The organism is Geobacillus sp. CX412 (assembly GCF_027942335.1).
Lineage (GTDB): Bacteria > Bacillota > Bacilli > Bacillales > Anoxybacillaceae > Parageobacillus_B > Parageobacillus_B toebii.
Genome location: NZ_CP103461.1, coordinates 2,519,185 through 2,534,536 on the forward strand (window position 1 = coordinate 2,519,185; position 15,352 = coordinate 2,534,536).

Genomic DNA, 15,352 nt, shown 5'->3' on the forward strand with positions numbered 1-15,352 from the left:
CTTACTTCGACTCCTTCTCTTTGTAAATTTCATACTGTTCTTTCAAGTTAAATGGCAACTCTTCATACATGATGCTAATCAAATCGGTTACTTTTTGTTTTGGTGTTTCGTCCGCTTTTTTAATCGCCTCTTTAATTTCTTCTTTTGCTTGTTCAATCACTTTGTTTTCTTCTTCTTCACTCCATAAGCCTTTGTTTTCTAAAAACTTACGGAAACGAACAAGCGGGTCTTTTTTCTCCATTCATTTTCCAATTCTTTCGTGCGATAACGAGTAGGATCGTCTCCTGACATCGTATGCGGACCGTAACGGAAACATAAAGTTTCAATAAGCGTTGGACCTTCGCCGTTAATCGCACGCTCGCGAGCAGCACGTACAGCTACATATACGGCTAATGGGTCCATACCGTCAACTTGAATGCCAGGAATTCCAGCCGCCACCGCTTTTTGAGCAAGTGTTTTCGCTACTGTTTGTTTTTCAACAGGAGTAGAAATAGCAAAGCGGTTGTTTTGGACAACGAAAATCGCCGGTGCTTTAAATGCTCCAGCAAAGTTGATTCCTTCGTAGAAATCTCCTTGCGATGTACCGCCGTCACCTGTGTATGTAATTGCTACTGCCTTTTTGCCGCGTTTTTTCAATCCTAAAGCAACACCTGCTGCTTGAATGTATTGGGCACCGATAATAATTTGTGGCGGCAATGCGTTTACCCCTTCCGGAATTTGGTTGCCGTGGAAGTGCCCACGTGAGAATAAAAACGCTTGATAAAGCGGAAGTCCGTGCCAAATAAGTTGCGGAACATCACGGTATCCAGGCAAAATGAAATCTTCTTTCTCTAACGCAAAATGGCTCGCAATTTGGCTCGCTTCTTGCCCTGCCGTTGGTGCGTAAAAGCCTAAACGCCCTTGGCGGTTTAATGAAATAGAACGTTGGTCAAGAACGCGTGTGTATACCATGCGGCGCATCAATTCTTTTAGTTGATCATCGCTTAAGTCCGGCATTGCCGCTTCGTTTACTACTTCCCCTTCTTCATTTAAAATTTGAAATGTCGGAAATTGTTCCTCAATTTTTCAAGCTGTTCCTTAAAATTAAACTTAAATTGGGATTTTTTTGCACCCATTTGATCCACCTCTACCTTTCATAATTTAAAAAATAAAGTCAACTCATAACATTGGTCCATACAGCATTAATTTACCCAAAATCATGAATAAATAAAAAGCGGTAACCTTTGTTCCACGGCATAAACGGAAAAAATGTCGTTAGAATACCTGTATTAATCATTTGATCATTTTTATTAGTACAATTCCATCTACATGTTTAAGTTTACACCTTCTTTACCTAGACGTCAATCACTTTGATTTAGCGGTATTTTTTCAATGTAAATGGATATTTTTGGTATAAAAAACAACTGTACAAAACCTGTTATATTACAACGGTTTAATCTGTATTATATCTGTTTTATATTTTTTTCATAAAATAAAAAAGGCTATGAAAATATAGCCTCTATCGCAACAAACATTTATTTCCACACGTTATATAATCGCTTCTTTTCTTTATTATATTTTTCCGTATATTCATTAAACTGATCGTTTATACTAACCAATTCTTTATATTGTTCATTTATACGATTAATTTGTTGTTGTAACTGTTCCGGTGTCACATATTTATTTTGTAATAAAGTATAAAGCTCTTTTTCCAATGAAAGCAATTCTTTATAATGAAGATACAAATTGCCATATGTTTCATAACGTTTCTCCGCAATGTTTACTAAACGGTTTACTTGTCTTCTTATATTTTCATCACGAAGTTGGTCAATATTTTTCTTGATCGTATTTATTTGTTGTTTTGCTGATTGAATCGCTTTATATTCTTTTTCAATATGTTTGTCCCGTTCTTCTATTAGCTCCAATGATTCTTTCGATAATTGCACCACCTTTGTAAACCGCTTTATCCCATACGACATAATACGATCATACAACTGGTTTTGTTTTTGTTCTAATCCGCTCAGTTTTTCTTGTTGCTCGACTACACTGTTTTCATACTTGCCTATCTTTTGAAAAGCTGATAAAACTTCCTCGTTGGCAAGTTCATTGCAGCTAGTAACCAAAAATAACACCACGATTAACCAAATACACCGCTTTATTGCTTTGAACAACGTTTCTCCTTCCTTTCGGGCACATCCATTTTCATTTTAGTTTACGTTCAAAGTCGATTTTTGTTAGACTTAATTCAGACATCAACGTCTACAAGGAGTGAAAACGTGATGATTACCATGAAAGATATTATTAAAGAAGGGCATCCAACGCTACGAAAAGTGGCTGAACCTGTTTCTCTTCCTCCATCAGAAGAAGATAAACAAGTTTTACAAAGCCTTCTTGATTATGTAAAAATGAGCCAAAACCCTGAGCTTGCAGAAAAATATGGATTACGCCCGGGAATTGGGCTGGCAGCTCCACAAATTAATGTATCAAAACGAATGATTGCCGTCCATGTAACGGATGAAAAAGGTACTTTATATAGCTATGCGTTATTTAATCCAAAAATTGTGAGCCATTCTGTTCAACAATGCTATTTAACGAGCGGAGAAGGATGTTTATCTGTCGATCGGAACGTTCCAGGATATGTGCCGCGCTATGCCCGCATTACCGTAACAGGGACAACGCTTGAAGGTAAAGAAGTAACACTTCGGTTAAAAGGGTTGCCTGCCATTGTATTTCAACACGAAATCGACCACTTAAACGGCATCATGTTTTATGATCATATTGATCCAAAAAATCCGTTTAAAGTACCTGACAACGCGATCCCTATCGAACGATAAATGAAAAGAAGGGCTATATCCCGCACCGGGATATGCCCCTTATTTAATTAATTCAAGCTGCTTTAATCCGTATAATATTCCTTCCTCTCCGACCGATTTCGTAACGAAGTCAGCCACTTTTTTTGCTTCTTCGTGCGCATTGCCCATCGCAACACCAGTTCCAACAAACTTCAACATTTCTATATCGTTCAACCCATCTCCAAACGCGTATACATCTTCTTTCGCAATGTCGAGTTTCTCGATCATTCGCCGAATTCCTTCAGCTTTCGACCCTCCTACTGGCAGCACATCAGTTGACACATTATGCCAACGGACAAAACGAAATTCCGGATATGCTTTTACATACATTTGTTCTTCTTCCGCTTTGCAAAATAAGAGCGCTTGATAAATGTCCTCATTTTCGTAATAAAGCGGATCAAACGGAGGATGAGGAAATTTCAAGCTCCCCATACTGTTGTGAATATATGGATGATCTTCCATGCTTGCTTTCATTTCATTCACATTCATAAAACGAGCGGATGACCATTTCTATGCGCTTCTTCCTTTAGCTCATGCAATTTTTGCCGATGAAGTGGATGTTTATAAATGACATTCCCTTCAAATACTACGTATTGGCCGTTAAAACTGACAAAAGAATCAATTCCTAGCTGCTTTCGCAAATTGGCAAACATAAATGGCGCTCTTCCCGTGGCAATCGCTACATAAACACCAGCTTTTTTCAACTCTTGAACCGCTCTTACTGTCGAAACAGGAAGATTTTTTTGTTCATCAAGCAGCGTTCCATCAATATCAAAAAATACTATTTTCTTTTTCACAATCTCTTCCCCTTAATGCAAAATCTCATTTTTTTCACCCTTACCGTACTGAAAAAAACCGAAAATGTCAAATCACTTCTCGGCTTCATTCCACTTTTATCCGCGAAAAACAAGCCTTTGTTAACATATAATATAATATAGGAAGAACATTTACTTTCGCCAAGAAATGAGTACAATAAGAAGTAAGGAGTGATGAAAAATGTTGAAAAAGCTGAAAAGAAAGCTTCTTCAACAATGGAAAGATTTGCTCCGAAAAAAATCGATCGCCTAACCGTTTACGATAAGAGCCCTTCTTTCATGAAGGGCTTCTTTCTAAAAACATGCGAATGAAAGGATCAAAATTCGTCAAAAATGGTAAAAGCTAATGCTTTTTTCCTATATTCCCCTTCTGTATTTTATGTTATGAAATGAAAAAACATGAAAACTGCCCTTATTTTATATATAATAAAAAAGTTAAAGAAATAATCGTTCATAAGGAGAGGTTTTAGAATGATTTTCAAAGTGTTTTACCAAGAAAATCCTGATGAAGTGCCTGTGAGAGAAAAAACAAAAACGCTATATATTGAAGCGGAATCAGAACGGGAAGTACGCCAAAAATTGCAAGGACACACCATGAATATTGAGTATATTCAGCCGTTAGAGGGCGCTCATTTAGAATATGAAAAGAAAAATCCAGATTTTAAAGTATTGGAGATTTGAGTATGAAATTTTTAAGTGATCATCAAGTTGGCGTATTTGCTCTCGGCGGATTAGGTGAAATCGGGAAAAATACATATGGTGTACAATTTCAAGATGAAATTATTGTTATCGATGCAGGAATTAAATTTCCTGAAGATGAGCTGCTCGGAATTGATTATGTCATTCCCGATTACACGTATTTAGTAAAAAACGCAGAGAAAGTAAAAGGATTATTTATTACTCACGGGCACGAGGATCATATTGGCGGAATTCCATACTTGCTAAAGCAAGTGAATATTCCAATCTACGGCGGAAAATTAGCGTTAGGGTTAATCCGCAACAAGCTTGAGGAGCATGGACTTCTCCGACAAGCGAAACTTATTGAAATTCGCGAAGACGATGTCATTCGCTTTCAAAAAACAGCGGTGACATTTTTCCGAACAACTCACAGCATTCCTGACAGTTATGGAGTTGTTGTCAAAACACCTGTAGGGCAAATTGTTCATACAGGGGACTTTAAGTTCGACTTTACACCGGTCGGTGAGCCTGCAAACTTAACCAAAATGGCGGAAATCGGCAAAAAAGGGGTCCTTTGTCTACTTTCCGACAGCACGAATAGTGAAATTCCACACTTCACCATGTCTGAACGTCGCGTTGGGGAAAGCATACATGATATTTTCCGTAAAGTGCAAGGACGGATTATTTTTGCGACATTTGCCTCCAACATTCATCGGCTGCAGCAAGTAACGGAAGCAGCTGTGATGAACAACCGAAAAATTGCTGTATTCGGAAGAAGCATGGAGGCGGCGATTGAAATCGGACAAGAGCTCGGTTACATTAAATGTCCTAAAGATACTTTTGTGGATGCAAACGAAATTAACCGCCTTCCTGCCAATCGCGTGACAATTTTATGTACCGGCAGCCAAGGCGAGCCAATGGCAGCATTATCGCGCATCGCCAATGGCACCCATCGGCAAATTCAAATTATTCCTGGCGATACGGTCGTATTTTCTTCTTCCCCAATTCCGGGCAATACGGTAAGTGTAAATCGAACGATTAATATGCTTTATCGCGCTGGCGCCGAAGTCATTCATGGCCCGCTAAACGATATTCACACATCTGGACACGGTGGACAAGAAGAACAAAAATTAATGATTCGCTTGATGAAACCGAAATATTTCATGCCGATTCACGGAGAATACCGCATGCAAAAATGCATGCAAAGCTAGCGATCGATTGTGGAGTGCCAGAAGAAAATTGCTTTATCATGGATAATGGCGAAGTGCTTGGACTAAGTGAAAATGACGCTCGCATCGTTGGCAAAATTCCGTCCGGTTCTGTTTATATTGATGGCAGCGGCGTCGGCGACATCGGCAACATCGTCTTGCGTGACCGCCGCATTTTGTCAGAAGAAGGTCTTGTCATCGTTGTTGTAAGCATTAATATGAAAGATTTTAAAATCGCGGCTGGTCCAGATATTATTTCGCGCGGATTTGTCTACATGCGTGAATCTAGTGATTTAATTAACGATGCACAAGCGCTCATTACGAAACATCTTGAAAAAGTGCTCGAGCGCAAAACCAATCAATGGTCGGAAATCAAAAATGAAATTACGGATACGCTTGCTCCGTTCTTATACGAAAAAACAAAACGAAGACCGATGATTTTGCCAATCATTATGGAAATATAATAAAACAGCTGTTCCCTTATTTCGGAACAGCTGTTTTAATGCAATAAAAAAGGAACGAAATCATCGTGCTTTCGTTCCTCTTTCTCCCGTTATTGTTGTGTTTTTTCGTTTTCTTCTAATACACGGTTCACACGCTTTTCTAACATTTTCATGCCGCTTCCGCCAGCTTGGAAATGGCGAAGTTTTCCTTCGGCATCAAATACATAATAAGCTGGAACATATTGATTTTCAAATGCATCTGTAATTTTATGTTCGTTATCGACTAAAATTGGTTGCGTAATGCCGTGTTCTTCCGCTACTTTTTTGACAAGTTCTATGTCTAAATCATTTTCCGAACGTGGCATATGAACCGAAACAACATTGAGTTTATCTTTGCTCGAACCAGTTGCTATCTTTTCATTCTCATCGACAAAAAACGGGCTGTTGGTACGGACAGCCCGTCAGCCATTAGCGTAATTTTTCTTCAACTTTTTGACAAATTTCTTCTGCAGTTAGACCGCTCGCTTCGATCACAGGGCCAGCTGTAACTGTATTTTGAATGCCCATGACATTAGCATCTTGGCCAGTAATTACGCAGCAATCACAGCCCTTTGCATCATTTTCCCCTCGAAGCGGGATGACTTCGTATCCTTTCGCTTTTAATGCTTCTTGTACGCTTGTTAACGAATGTTCTACACCAATTTTCGGCATAGCAATCCACCTCCTCATACACATAATGTGCCTTAAGGAAGGTGGAACTATACAATAAATTAATTGTTTCCTTTCCACGTAATGTACGATATTAAAAACGAAATCCCCTGATCAATTGCCGCTTCGTTTGGAGTCAACTTCGCATGATGCAACCCATAGGGAGAATCGACGCCAAGCCAAAACATAAATCCTGGGATTTCTGCAAGCATATACCCAAAGTCTTCTCCGGTCATCGCTTCTTTGCAGCGAATGAATCGAATCCCCTGATAATTTTCAGCAAACTGTATAAATTCCGTCGTTAACTCCGGATCATTATAAACTTGATGGTACATGGAACCGTAGTCAATTTCCGCCTCGCATTGATACGCCATTTTTATTCCACTGACCATCGCTTCAATCCGCTCTTTCACTTTTTTCATCGAATCCACCGACAATGTGCGAATCGTTCCTTCCAAGCGCGCATGCTCTGCAATCACATTTTGTACTGTACCGCCTGAAATTTTTCCAATTGTAATAACAGCACTGTCAAGCGGATCGACATTGCGCGCAACGATAGACTGAAGCTGCGTAACAAGCGAGCAGGCAGCAACAACCATATCGTTCGCCAAGTGCGGAAATGCGGCATGCCCGCCTTTTCCTTTCAAATCAATAAACAGTTCCGACGTATTGGCAAACAGCAATCCTTCTTTCGTCGCAATCGTGCCAACCGGATATTCCGGGGCGATATGTAAAGCAAGTATCATATCCGGCTTCCATACTTTCATAATCTCACTTTCAAGCATTGGTTTCGCACCGCCTGGCCCTTCCTCTGCCGGCTGGAAAATAAATAGTAAGTCATCTTGGATAGGATGCTCGGCAAAATGCGTAAGCAGCCCAAGCGCGATGCTCATATGCACATCGTGCCCGCACGCATGCATGTTTCCTTCATGCTCCGAGCTGTATGGCAATCCCGTTTCCTCTTTAATCGGCAGGCCGTCGATATCAGTGCGGTAGCCGATCATTTTTCGCGGAGCTGTTCCTTTTACTTTTACAAAAATCCCGGTTTTCCACGTTTGGATTTCCAGCCGTTCTTGCGGCAACGCATGAATGTAACGAAATAAATATTGCTGCGTCTTAAATTCTTGGAACCCTAACTCGGGAATTTTATGCAAATCGCGGCGAATCGCCACAAACGGACTGATTGATGACATCTCTATCTCCTCCATTGAAAAAAGAGCTGGCCCAAAGATGGGACAGCTTTTGTGTTTGGCTATGTTTATAACTGGCGAAGTTCTTGTTTAATTTCTGTTTTTGCTCTTGTTTTTTCATCAATTTGCTTAATCACGCGCGCCGGCACACCAGCAACAACCGTATACGGCGGCACATCTTCAACGACAATAGCGCCAGCGGCCACGACCGCGCCTTTGCCGACCGTAACGCCTTCTAAAATAACGGCATTTGCGCCAATCACTACATCGTCTTCAACGATCACTGGTTTAGCGGAAGGCGGCTCAATCACGCCTGCTAAAACAGCGCCAGCGCCAACATGGCAATTCTTTCCGACCGTTGCGCGGCCGCCGAGCACTGCGTTCATATCAATCATCGTTCCTTCACCGATGACGGCACCGATATTAATGACAGCACCCATCATAATAACCGCATTATCGCCAATTTCGACTTGATCACGAATAATGGCGCCTGGCTCAATGCGCGCTTTTACTCCTTTCAAATCAAGAAGCGGAATCGCGGAATTGCGGCGATCATTTTCAATGACATAGTCCTCAATTTTTTCTTTATTGGCTTCCAATGCCGATTGAATTTCTTGCCATTCCCCAAAAACAACACCAGTATTTCCTGTAATAAACGTTTTTGCGCTTGGACCAAAATCAATCCCTTCAAGGTTTCCCTTTATGTATACTTTAACAGGTGTTGACTTTTTGCTGTTTTGAATAAAAGAAATAATTTCATTCGCATCCATCATTTTCATGACATCATCCTCCTTTTGTGCTCTTATTTTCTTACTTTAGCAAAACAAAGATGATGGTGACAAGCATAAATTCATAAAATGGAATCTTGCAGCACTTTCTATATAAATGCAACTTGATATTTGGTTCTTTGCGCTTTTTATCAAGAGATTTTTCGACTGACGAAGGCAAGTCAATGACTTGCCTTCGTCACGCATAAGTGCAGTCGAAAAAATGGATCACAAGAAGTAGAATTTTCAATAACTTATATAGAAGGCTTGTACTTGCGGAAGCTTCCAGCTTTACGAGCTTATAGCAAGAGTCGCGCAAAAAATAAAGCGAAAGCAGCTGCTAATTTATTGCATGCCATTACGGTCCTTCTTCTTGCGCAACTTATTTTTCATATAATTTATGGTAATGATTAAGTTGCCGCAGCTGTTTATTTAATCGCTTTAATACTTCTCGTCTTGTAAAAATTCCTTCAAAATATCCATCTTTATTTTCAACGCAAACAAACGGGTGATTTACAATAACTTCAATTCCTTTCAAAACATCATCATCCAATAAAAGGCGGGGAATGTCTTTATTCATCACTTCCTCCACTTTCATCGTTTCCAATCGTTCAAATTCAATGCGCTCCAACCCTAAAATCGCGTCCATTATCATCGTCATACTAATTAATCCATGAAGTTTATATGAAGTATCCAATACAGGAATAGCGGAATAACCAGTTTTCGTCAATACTAATAATGCATGGTCTAAATAGTTTCCGAGTTGAACGTGTGCTACTTTATCCGAAGGGATCAGAAATTGCGCAATTGTCATATGTGCAAACTCATTGTTCCCCAAACTTGTCATACCTATTTCCGCCTTTCTCTTTTAGCGTTTTCCCTTCTTCAGTTTATCATATTTTAATGTGGTCTTCTTATTAAAAAGAACTATCGCTTATTTTGAAGCGATAGTACTACGTAAAGTCATATGTTTCTTGAAGAAGCCGATCGTATAAACGTAAAAGTTGTTGATACCGTTTTTCGTCCACTTGCTTTTCTCCATTTTCTATATCAGCAAGTTCACAACTAACAAGATCCAATGCGTATTGTTGCGTAAACAAAATATCTAGGAGCAATATTTGCTCTTCATGCGATAATGTTTGAAGTAATTGCTTTCCCATTTTTTATTCCCCCTTTGGAAACTCAATTAAATATATATTCATTGAACACGTAAAAAAGTCTTATTTCCCAAAGCTTTATATCACCGGCATATAACAACGAAGCGCATTTTGATTTTGATCATTCGTTTTTTGCTTGCTGCTCGTAAAACCAATCATCTGGCATCATCAACATAAAAAAAAGAGCACTCCCTAATAGGACTGCTCATTTTGACTCACCAATAACGTAATGCTAAATAAAAAATCGCAATCGCAGCTAATAAGCCGGCCGAAATATACGCCAAAAAAATTGGGTTGCGCAAAAATACATGTTCTTGCACCTTCTCGGGGATAGGAGCATCCAATTCCTCCTGCCATTTTTGTTGTCGCCCGAGACGAAATGTGTATACGCCCCAATAACAGCAATTAAAATTGCAATGATTGATAATGTAAATGTCAACTGTGCCATTGTTTCTTCACCTCATGCTTACTTTGCCACGAGGAAAAGAATTTTATACCATTTTAATAATGAGCATCATGCTCAAATAAATAGCTATATGATAAATCGATAAATAAATAGTGCCGATCGTCAATTGGATACGAATACGTACGAATCGTTTCCCCTGTTTCGATATCTGCATATAAATCGGAAAGAATCCCGCGTTTACGCGAACGCATCCGAATAATATTCTCTAAAAAGTATGGCCGCCAACTCCAATTTTTCATGTAATATTGCGGCTGCAATTCCCAGCAGTCATTGCGCTTAAACATATTCGCCGACTGTTGAAACCCGTCTTCATCACAAACATAAATGCGGAAACAAACATCGTTTAGCTCATTAGCTAGAAGCGAAATAAGTTCATCAAAATTAGATACTTTCTTATATTTTGCCAAAAGTGTTGCCAATCGTTTCTGAAACTGTTCAGAAATGCGATAAAGCGTTTCTAATTTTTTCTTTTCTTGCTGAATAAAATGATGACATTCTTGACGCAGACGCTCTTTCAACATATCACGCGGCACTAGCTCGGCAGATGGTTTCGCCAAATAATACCCTTGGTAATAACGTCCTCCGTTTCGCCACGCATATTGCAATTGAAACGACGTTTCGATATCTTCATATAAAAGCGTTGCTCCGATTTTACGAGCGAGCAGAGAAATGGAATAAATCACATCTTGATACGCTTGATACATGGAAGTTGTCCGCAATTGGTGCAAATCAATTTTCAAAATATCAGGTGACAATAACCCGATTCTCTCTAAGTTACTGCTATGCTCACCTATATTGTCTACCGCAATTTTAATTCCATAAGTACGAATATATGTTAATAAATGACTTAATTGCTGTAAATCTCCCTTAAAATGGTGTTCATTAATTTCTAGCACAACGCGCTCTAACGACAATCCTCTTGTTTCATATTGAAGAAGAAGCTGCAAAAATGACTCAGCACGGTCAAGCATTAATAAATTTACATCACGATTTAAAAAAATAAGCAGTGTATAGTCATCGAGGGACAGAAAATAATCAAGTGCTTTTTTTGTTACCACTTCATCCACTTCTAAACGGAACTCTTCCGGTATTGTTTCATCGCGAAAAAATGGACCGAGACTTACAACTCCCGTTTCCGATTGGTATCTTCCTAGCACTTCATATCCAATCACACAATGTTCATCTGCACTAAAAATCGCTTGATAGTACGGAAAAACATTTTGCAAATTCGCCATTACATCTAATGCATCCATCCTACTCACCTCTTTTATACACACACCATCTTTGTCATATTATATCATACGTGCTCCCTTCGATATCTTTTTTTAACATTTTTCTCCCCCCCTCGAAATGAAGCAAAGAGGAGGAAGAATTGGGAGTTTTTTATAAAGATAAAAAACTCCGCCTTAAATGGAATGTAGGTGAGAGAGGTTCATATTGAAAAACTTCCATGGTAGATAGGTTTTTCATCGGTTTGGAAAGATGGCGTCGAATGAAATGGCACCGATCTGATAAAAACATGAGCGGTTTCCTAATATTAGGAAACCGCTCATACATGTTACGTTTTTTAAAATGGATGCTGGTTGAGCCATTGTCCGCCATCCATTGTAATACATTCCCCATTAATGTAAGCGGCATCATCAGAAAGAAGAAATGCGGCAAGGGCAGCAATTTCTTCCGGTGTACCGAGACGTCCTAATGGAACACTTTCAATGGTTCTTCTTTCCGCTTCTTCTGATTCCCAAAGCCGTTCCGCACCTCCTGTCCGCTCAATTGGCCCAGGTGCGATCGCATTGACGCGGAACCCATATTTTCGTCCCCATTCTACCGCAAGCGTCCTCGTCATCGCCAACACTCCTGCTTTCGCACACGCGGAATGGATAACACCTGCACCAGCTCTCCAAGCATATGTAGCGACTATATTGATAATGGAACCTTTTTGACCGTTATTAATCCAATAATTTCCGACCTCACGGCTACAGTAAAATGTACCGTTTAATACGATATTAATCACACTATTCCAACCATTAATCGATAGCTTCTCCGCAGGACAAATAAAATTGCCAGCAGCATTGTTAATGAGTGCATCAATTTTGCCAAATTCCGCATCCGTGCGTTTTACCATTTCAGCGACTAATTCGGGATCACGTACATCCATTTGAATCGGAAGAACTTTTCCATTTGGAGATTCGATTTCTTTTTTCGCTTCTTCTAATGCTTCAAGCCGTCTTCCCGTAATAACGACATTCGCACCTTCTGCCACAAACCGTTTTGCCATATATTTTCCCATCCCGCTCGAACCACCAGTAATAATGATTACTTTGCCGTTCATATTTCTCCCCCTTTGTAAAAATGACTGATTACTCATTCATTTCTATCTTACTATAAATATACGAAATTTTCTAACATTATTTTTGCCCTATTGTCCTCTTTTTATTTTTTCCATTATAATAAAGCTATTGTGAAAGGACGGCACATTATGAAACAGATGAATCGGCGAACATTTTTAAAAAAATTGATGATCACCGGCATTGGGGGAATTTTGGCAACATCATTCAGTTATGGTTACGCTCGTTTTATTGAACCAGCAAAATTAACCGTTACCCATCATATTATTTCTCACCCGCTTATTCCGAAAGAGTTTACTGGAACGAAACTTTTGCAGTTTAGCGACGTTCATTTAGGTCATTATTACGGGTTAAATCGCTTTCGTTATACAATCGAAAAAATTAACGAATTGCAGCCAGATATCGTGTTGTTTACAGGAGATTTATTAGATGAGCCAAACAAATACCCACACATTGATGCAGTTGCCAACGAGCTTTCTCGCATTCGTGCTCCACTTGGAAAATTTAGTATTTACGGAAACCACGATCACGGTGGATATGGAACAGATATATACCGCCATATTATGGAAAAGTCGGGATTTCAAATGCTTGTCAATGAACATGTTCTCATTAAGCGACAAAACGAAAGTTTCATCGCCATTGCCGGCGTAGATGATATGATGCTCGGTAAACCAAATTTTTCTGAAATGGTAAAATCCATTCCTGATTCGACTTATACCATCGCGTTGCTGCATGAACCGGATGGTGCCATGCAAATGAGCCGTCATCCAGTTCATCTACAGCTATCAGGACATAGTCATGGCGGGCAAGTCCAGCTTCCTTTCATCGGACCGCTTATCACTCCGCCGCTTTCAGAAACATATTATGAAGGATTTTATCAAATTCATCATTTAACACTATATGTAAACCGTGGACTTGGAACAACAAGAATACCACTCCGATTTCTTTCACCGCCCGAATTGACTGTCTTTACATTGCAACACCAAGCATTAGAAAAACAACAGGACGGTTTATAAAGAAAGCCGCCAAAAATGGTTATGCGGCGTATTCCAACCGTCCTTTTCTATCATAAAAAACAAAGCAAGCAAAAAAGCTGTTTTGCAAACATATGTTCATGTTGTATAATTAAACTAAATCAATAATGAAAAGGAGACGTGCTAATGGAACCGTTAGAACCGACAATAGATAACATAGCAAAAGCGATTTTTACAGTAAACCGCCACGCAAAAACTGCGTTAAACCCATCTTTCCTATACCTTCTTAAGAAAAAAGCAATTGAAAAATTGCTGCAAGAAGGAAAAGCGAAAAAAGTTGGCTTACACTTTTCTCGCAATCCGAAATATAGCCAGCAGCAGTCTGATGTACTTGTCGCTGTCGGCGATTATTATTTTCATATTCCTCCAACAAAAGAAGACTTCGCAACCCTTCCGCATCTTGGAGCACTTAATGACTCTTACCGCAATCCTGCAACGAGAATGCCGTTGTCCAAAGCTAAAGCACTGTTACAAACATATACAGGCATCAAACCAATTCCACCAAAACAAAAAAAATCGTATCAAAAACCAGTATTTAAACGCCTTGGAGAAAGCTATTGATGGAACCTCTCCCACCTTTACATCTAGAGGTGGGAGCTGTGTCATCTCCATCGAAGAGGCTTCTGCGCATTGAATTGGCTGTTTATTATTTTAGAGACTTTGTGAAACGATCATGCACGATAATCCACTTTATATATAAATGAAAAATTCCCTGTCTCATTGATTCATAAGATATGTGCATCAATCATGTTGACGAGTTCACCAATTTCTGGTTTACTTACTTGCGCTGTTGCTCCAACTTTCTCTCCTTTGTGACGAAGATCATCGGTAATAAGAGAAGAAAAAATAATGACAGGAAGTTTCTTTAACTTATCGTCTTCGCGAATACGCTTTGTTAAATGATGCCCATCCATTTGTGGCATTTCAATATCTGTAATAACAAGCTGCACTTCATCCGCAATATCTTTTCCTGTATCAGCAATCGATTGTAAATAGTGAAGAGCATCCTCCCCATTTTCGAAAAACTCCACCGATACGTATCCTGCCTCCGCTAACGTATCTTGCAGCAATTTCCTTAATAATGGTGAATCTTCTGCCACGATGATCTTTTTTTGTGAACGTTCTCGGTTCCCTAAATTTTTTATTTTCTGTGTGTTTATTCCTAAGTCTGGGTTAATGTCGGCAATAATTTTTTCAAAGTCCAACAGCAAAATCATTTGCCCCTCTAATTTCACCACACCGATAATTTGTGCTTCTAGCCCTTGATACATTTGTGACGGTTTTTCAATCTGTTTCCACGAAATCCGATGGATACGTGTCACATCATGTACATGAAAAACAACTTTTAGTTGGTTAAACTCAGCGACAATAAATTTATCGTGCTCAGGATTTTCGGAAGGTGGAAAATGAAGCACTTTTGCTAAATCGACAACCGGAAGCACCTCTCCGCGCAATTCAATAATCCCTTCAATATGCGGATGGGAGTGTGGAATTTTTGTGATTGGGGCAGGCTTAACAATTTCGCGTACTTTCATGACATTGATGGCAAAACGATTAGTTGCAATCAAAAATTCCACTATTTCTAGTTCGTTCGTACCACTTTCCAATAAAATACTTGATCTTTCTTCCATTTGCCGCTACGTCCTTCCTATTTAATATGGTCTATATTTTATTATATTGTTGAATGCATAAAGAACCAATATTTTT

14 protein-coding genes and 5 pseudogenes are annotated in these 15,352 nt (G+C 39.3%); 6 read left to right on the plus strand and 13 right to left on the minus strand.

The genetic code is table 11. From position 1 onward, the window contains the following. Position 1: 1 nt before the first annotated feature. Both pdhA and NXM86_RS13110 read right to left on the minus strand, forming a co-directional pair. Positions 2–1,115, minus strand: a pseudogene (gene pdhA / locus NXM86_RS13105) (pyruvate dehydrogenase (acetyl-transferring) E1 component subunit alpha). 399 nt (positions 1,116–1,514) lie between these two features. Continuing rightward, positions 1,515–2,150: a YkyA family protein gene (locus tag NXM86_RS13110; protein ID WP_216368234.1), complete on the minus strand. Its 636-nt coding sequence runs from the start codon at positions 2,148–2,150 to the stop codon at positions 1,515–1,517. A 108-nt stretch (positions 2,151–2,258) separates the two neighbouring features. On the opposite strand from NXM86_RS13110, the gene def reads away from it, so the two are divergent. Then, positions 2,259–2,813, plus strand: a complete 555-nt coding sequence (gene def / locus NXM86_RS13115) for a peptide deformylase (RefSeq protein ID WP_015863292.1) — start codon at positions 2,259–2,261, stop codon at positions 2,811–2,813. Positions 2,814–2,852: 39 nt separating this feature from the next. Here the strand turns inward: def and NXM86_RS13120 are convergent. Continuing rightward, positions 2,853–3,628: pseudogene (locus NXM86_RS13120) on the minus strand (Cof-type HAD-IIB family hydrolase). A gap of 192 nt (positions 3,629–3,820) precedes the next feature. Between NXM86_RS13120 and NXM86_RS13125 the strand changes: the two are divergent. The 3 genes and pseudogenes from NXM86_RS13125 to rnjA all read left to right on the plus strand — a co-directional run bounded on the left by NXM86_RS13125 (position 3,821) and on the right by rnjA (position 5,996). Then, positions 3,821–3,958 (plus strand): hypothetical protein, encoded by a 138-nt coding sequence (locus tag NXM86_RS13125; protein WP_167317822.1) that lies wholly within the window; start codon positions 3,821–3,823, stop codon positions 3,956–3,958. Between the two features lie 159 nt (positions 3,959–4,117). Then, positions 4,118–4,327 carry a DNA-dependent RNA polymerase subunit epsilon gene (locus NXM86_RS13130; protein WP_015863290.1) on the plus strand — a complete coding sequence of 70 codons (210 nt, stop codon included), beginning with the start codon at positions 4,118–4,120 and terminating at the stop codon, positions 4,325–4,327. Positions 4,328–4,329: 2 nt separating this feature from the next. Further along, positions 4,330–5,996, plus strand: a pseudogene (rnjA, locus tag NXM86_RS13135) (ribonuclease J1). A gap of 89 nt (positions 5,997–6,085) precedes the next feature. Here rnjA and NXM86_RS13140 read toward each other — a convergent pair. From NXM86_RS13140 to fadH, 9 genes and pseudogenes are all read right to left on the minus strand, one after another. After that, positions 6,086–6,370: pseudogene (locus NXM86_RS13140) on the minus strand (thioredoxin domain-containing protein); the annotation flags it as partial. Positions 6,371–6,443: 73 nt separating this feature from the next. Beyond that, positions 6,444–6,686, minus strand: a complete 243-nt coding sequence (locus tag NXM86_RS13145) for a YkuS family protein (RefSeq protein WP_062753549.1) — start codon at positions 6,684–6,686, stop codon at positions 6,444–6,446. A gap of 59 nt (positions 6,687–6,745) precedes the next feature. Further along, positions 6,746–7,876: an N-acetyldiaminopimelate deacetylase gene (locus NXM86_RS13150; RefSeq protein ID WP_498958132.1), complete on the minus strand. Its 1,131-nt coding sequence runs from the start codon at positions 7,874–7,876 to the stop codon at positions 6,746–6,748. A 65-nt stretch (positions 7,877–7,941) separates the two neighbouring features. Continuing rightward, positions 7,942–8,652 carry a 2,3,4,5-tetrahydropyridine-2,6-dicarboxylate N-acetyltransferase gene (gene dapD / locus NXM86_RS13155; RefSeq protein WP_081189177.1) on the minus strand — a complete coding sequence of 237 codons (711 nt, stop codon included), beginning with the start codon at positions 8,650–8,652 and terminating at the stop codon, positions 7,942–7,944. A 370-nt stretch (positions 8,653–9,022) separates the two neighbouring features. Continuing rightward, positions 9,023–9,487, minus strand: coding sequence for a cyclic-di-AMP-binding protein CbpB (gene cbpB / locus NXM86_RS13160; protein ID WP_081189176.1), 465 nt, complete (start codon positions 9,485–9,487; stop codon positions 9,023–9,025). Positions 9,488–9,593: 106 nt separating this feature from the next. Beyond that, complete coding sequence (abbA, locus tag NXM86_RS13165) at positions 9,594–9,800, minus strand: antirepressor AbbA (protein ID WP_015863284.1); 207 nt, start codon at positions 9,798–9,800, stop codon at positions 9,594–9,596. Positions 9,801–10,012: 212 nt separating this feature from the next. Further along, positions 10,013–10,245, minus strand: a pseudogene (locus NXM86_RS13170) (hypothetical protein). A gap of 53 nt (positions 10,246–10,298) precedes the next feature. Then, complete coding sequence (locus NXM86_RS13175) at positions 10,299–11,516, minus strand: EAL domain-containing protein (RefSeq protein ID WP_062678308.1); 1,218 nt, start codon at positions 11,514–11,516, stop codon at positions 10,299–10,301. 314 nt (positions 11,517–11,830) lie between these two features. Further along, positions 11,831–12,595 (minus strand): 2,4-dienoyl-CoA reductase, encoded by a 765-nt coding sequence (gene fadH / locus NXM86_RS13180; protein ID WP_015863281.1) that lies wholly within the window; start codon positions 12,593–12,595, stop codon positions 11,831–11,833. A 147-nt stretch (positions 12,596–12,742) separates the two neighbouring features. On the opposite strand from fadH, the gene NXM86_RS13185 reads away from it, so the two are divergent. Beyond that, positions 12,743–13,627 (plus strand): metallophosphoesterase, encoded by an 885-nt coding sequence (locus NXM86_RS13185; protein ID WP_171698637.1) that lies wholly within the window; start codon positions 12,743–12,745, stop codon positions 13,625–13,627. A gap of 144 nt (positions 13,628–13,771) precedes the next feature. Next, entirely contained in the window at positions 13,772–14,206 is a 435-nt protein-coding gene (locus NXM86_RS13190; protein ID WP_015863279.1) for a YkyB family protein, read from the plus strand. Positions 14,207–14,370: 164 nt separating this feature from the next. On the opposite strand, the gene NXM86_RS13195 is transcribed toward NXM86_RS13190, so the two are convergent. Next, positions 14,371–15,276: a chemotaxis protein gene (locus NXM86_RS13195; protein ID WP_081189173.1), complete on the minus strand. Its 906-nt coding sequence runs from the start codon at positions 15,274–15,276 to the stop codon at positions 14,371–14,373. Between the last annotated feature and the right edge of the window lie 76 nt (positions 15,277–15,352).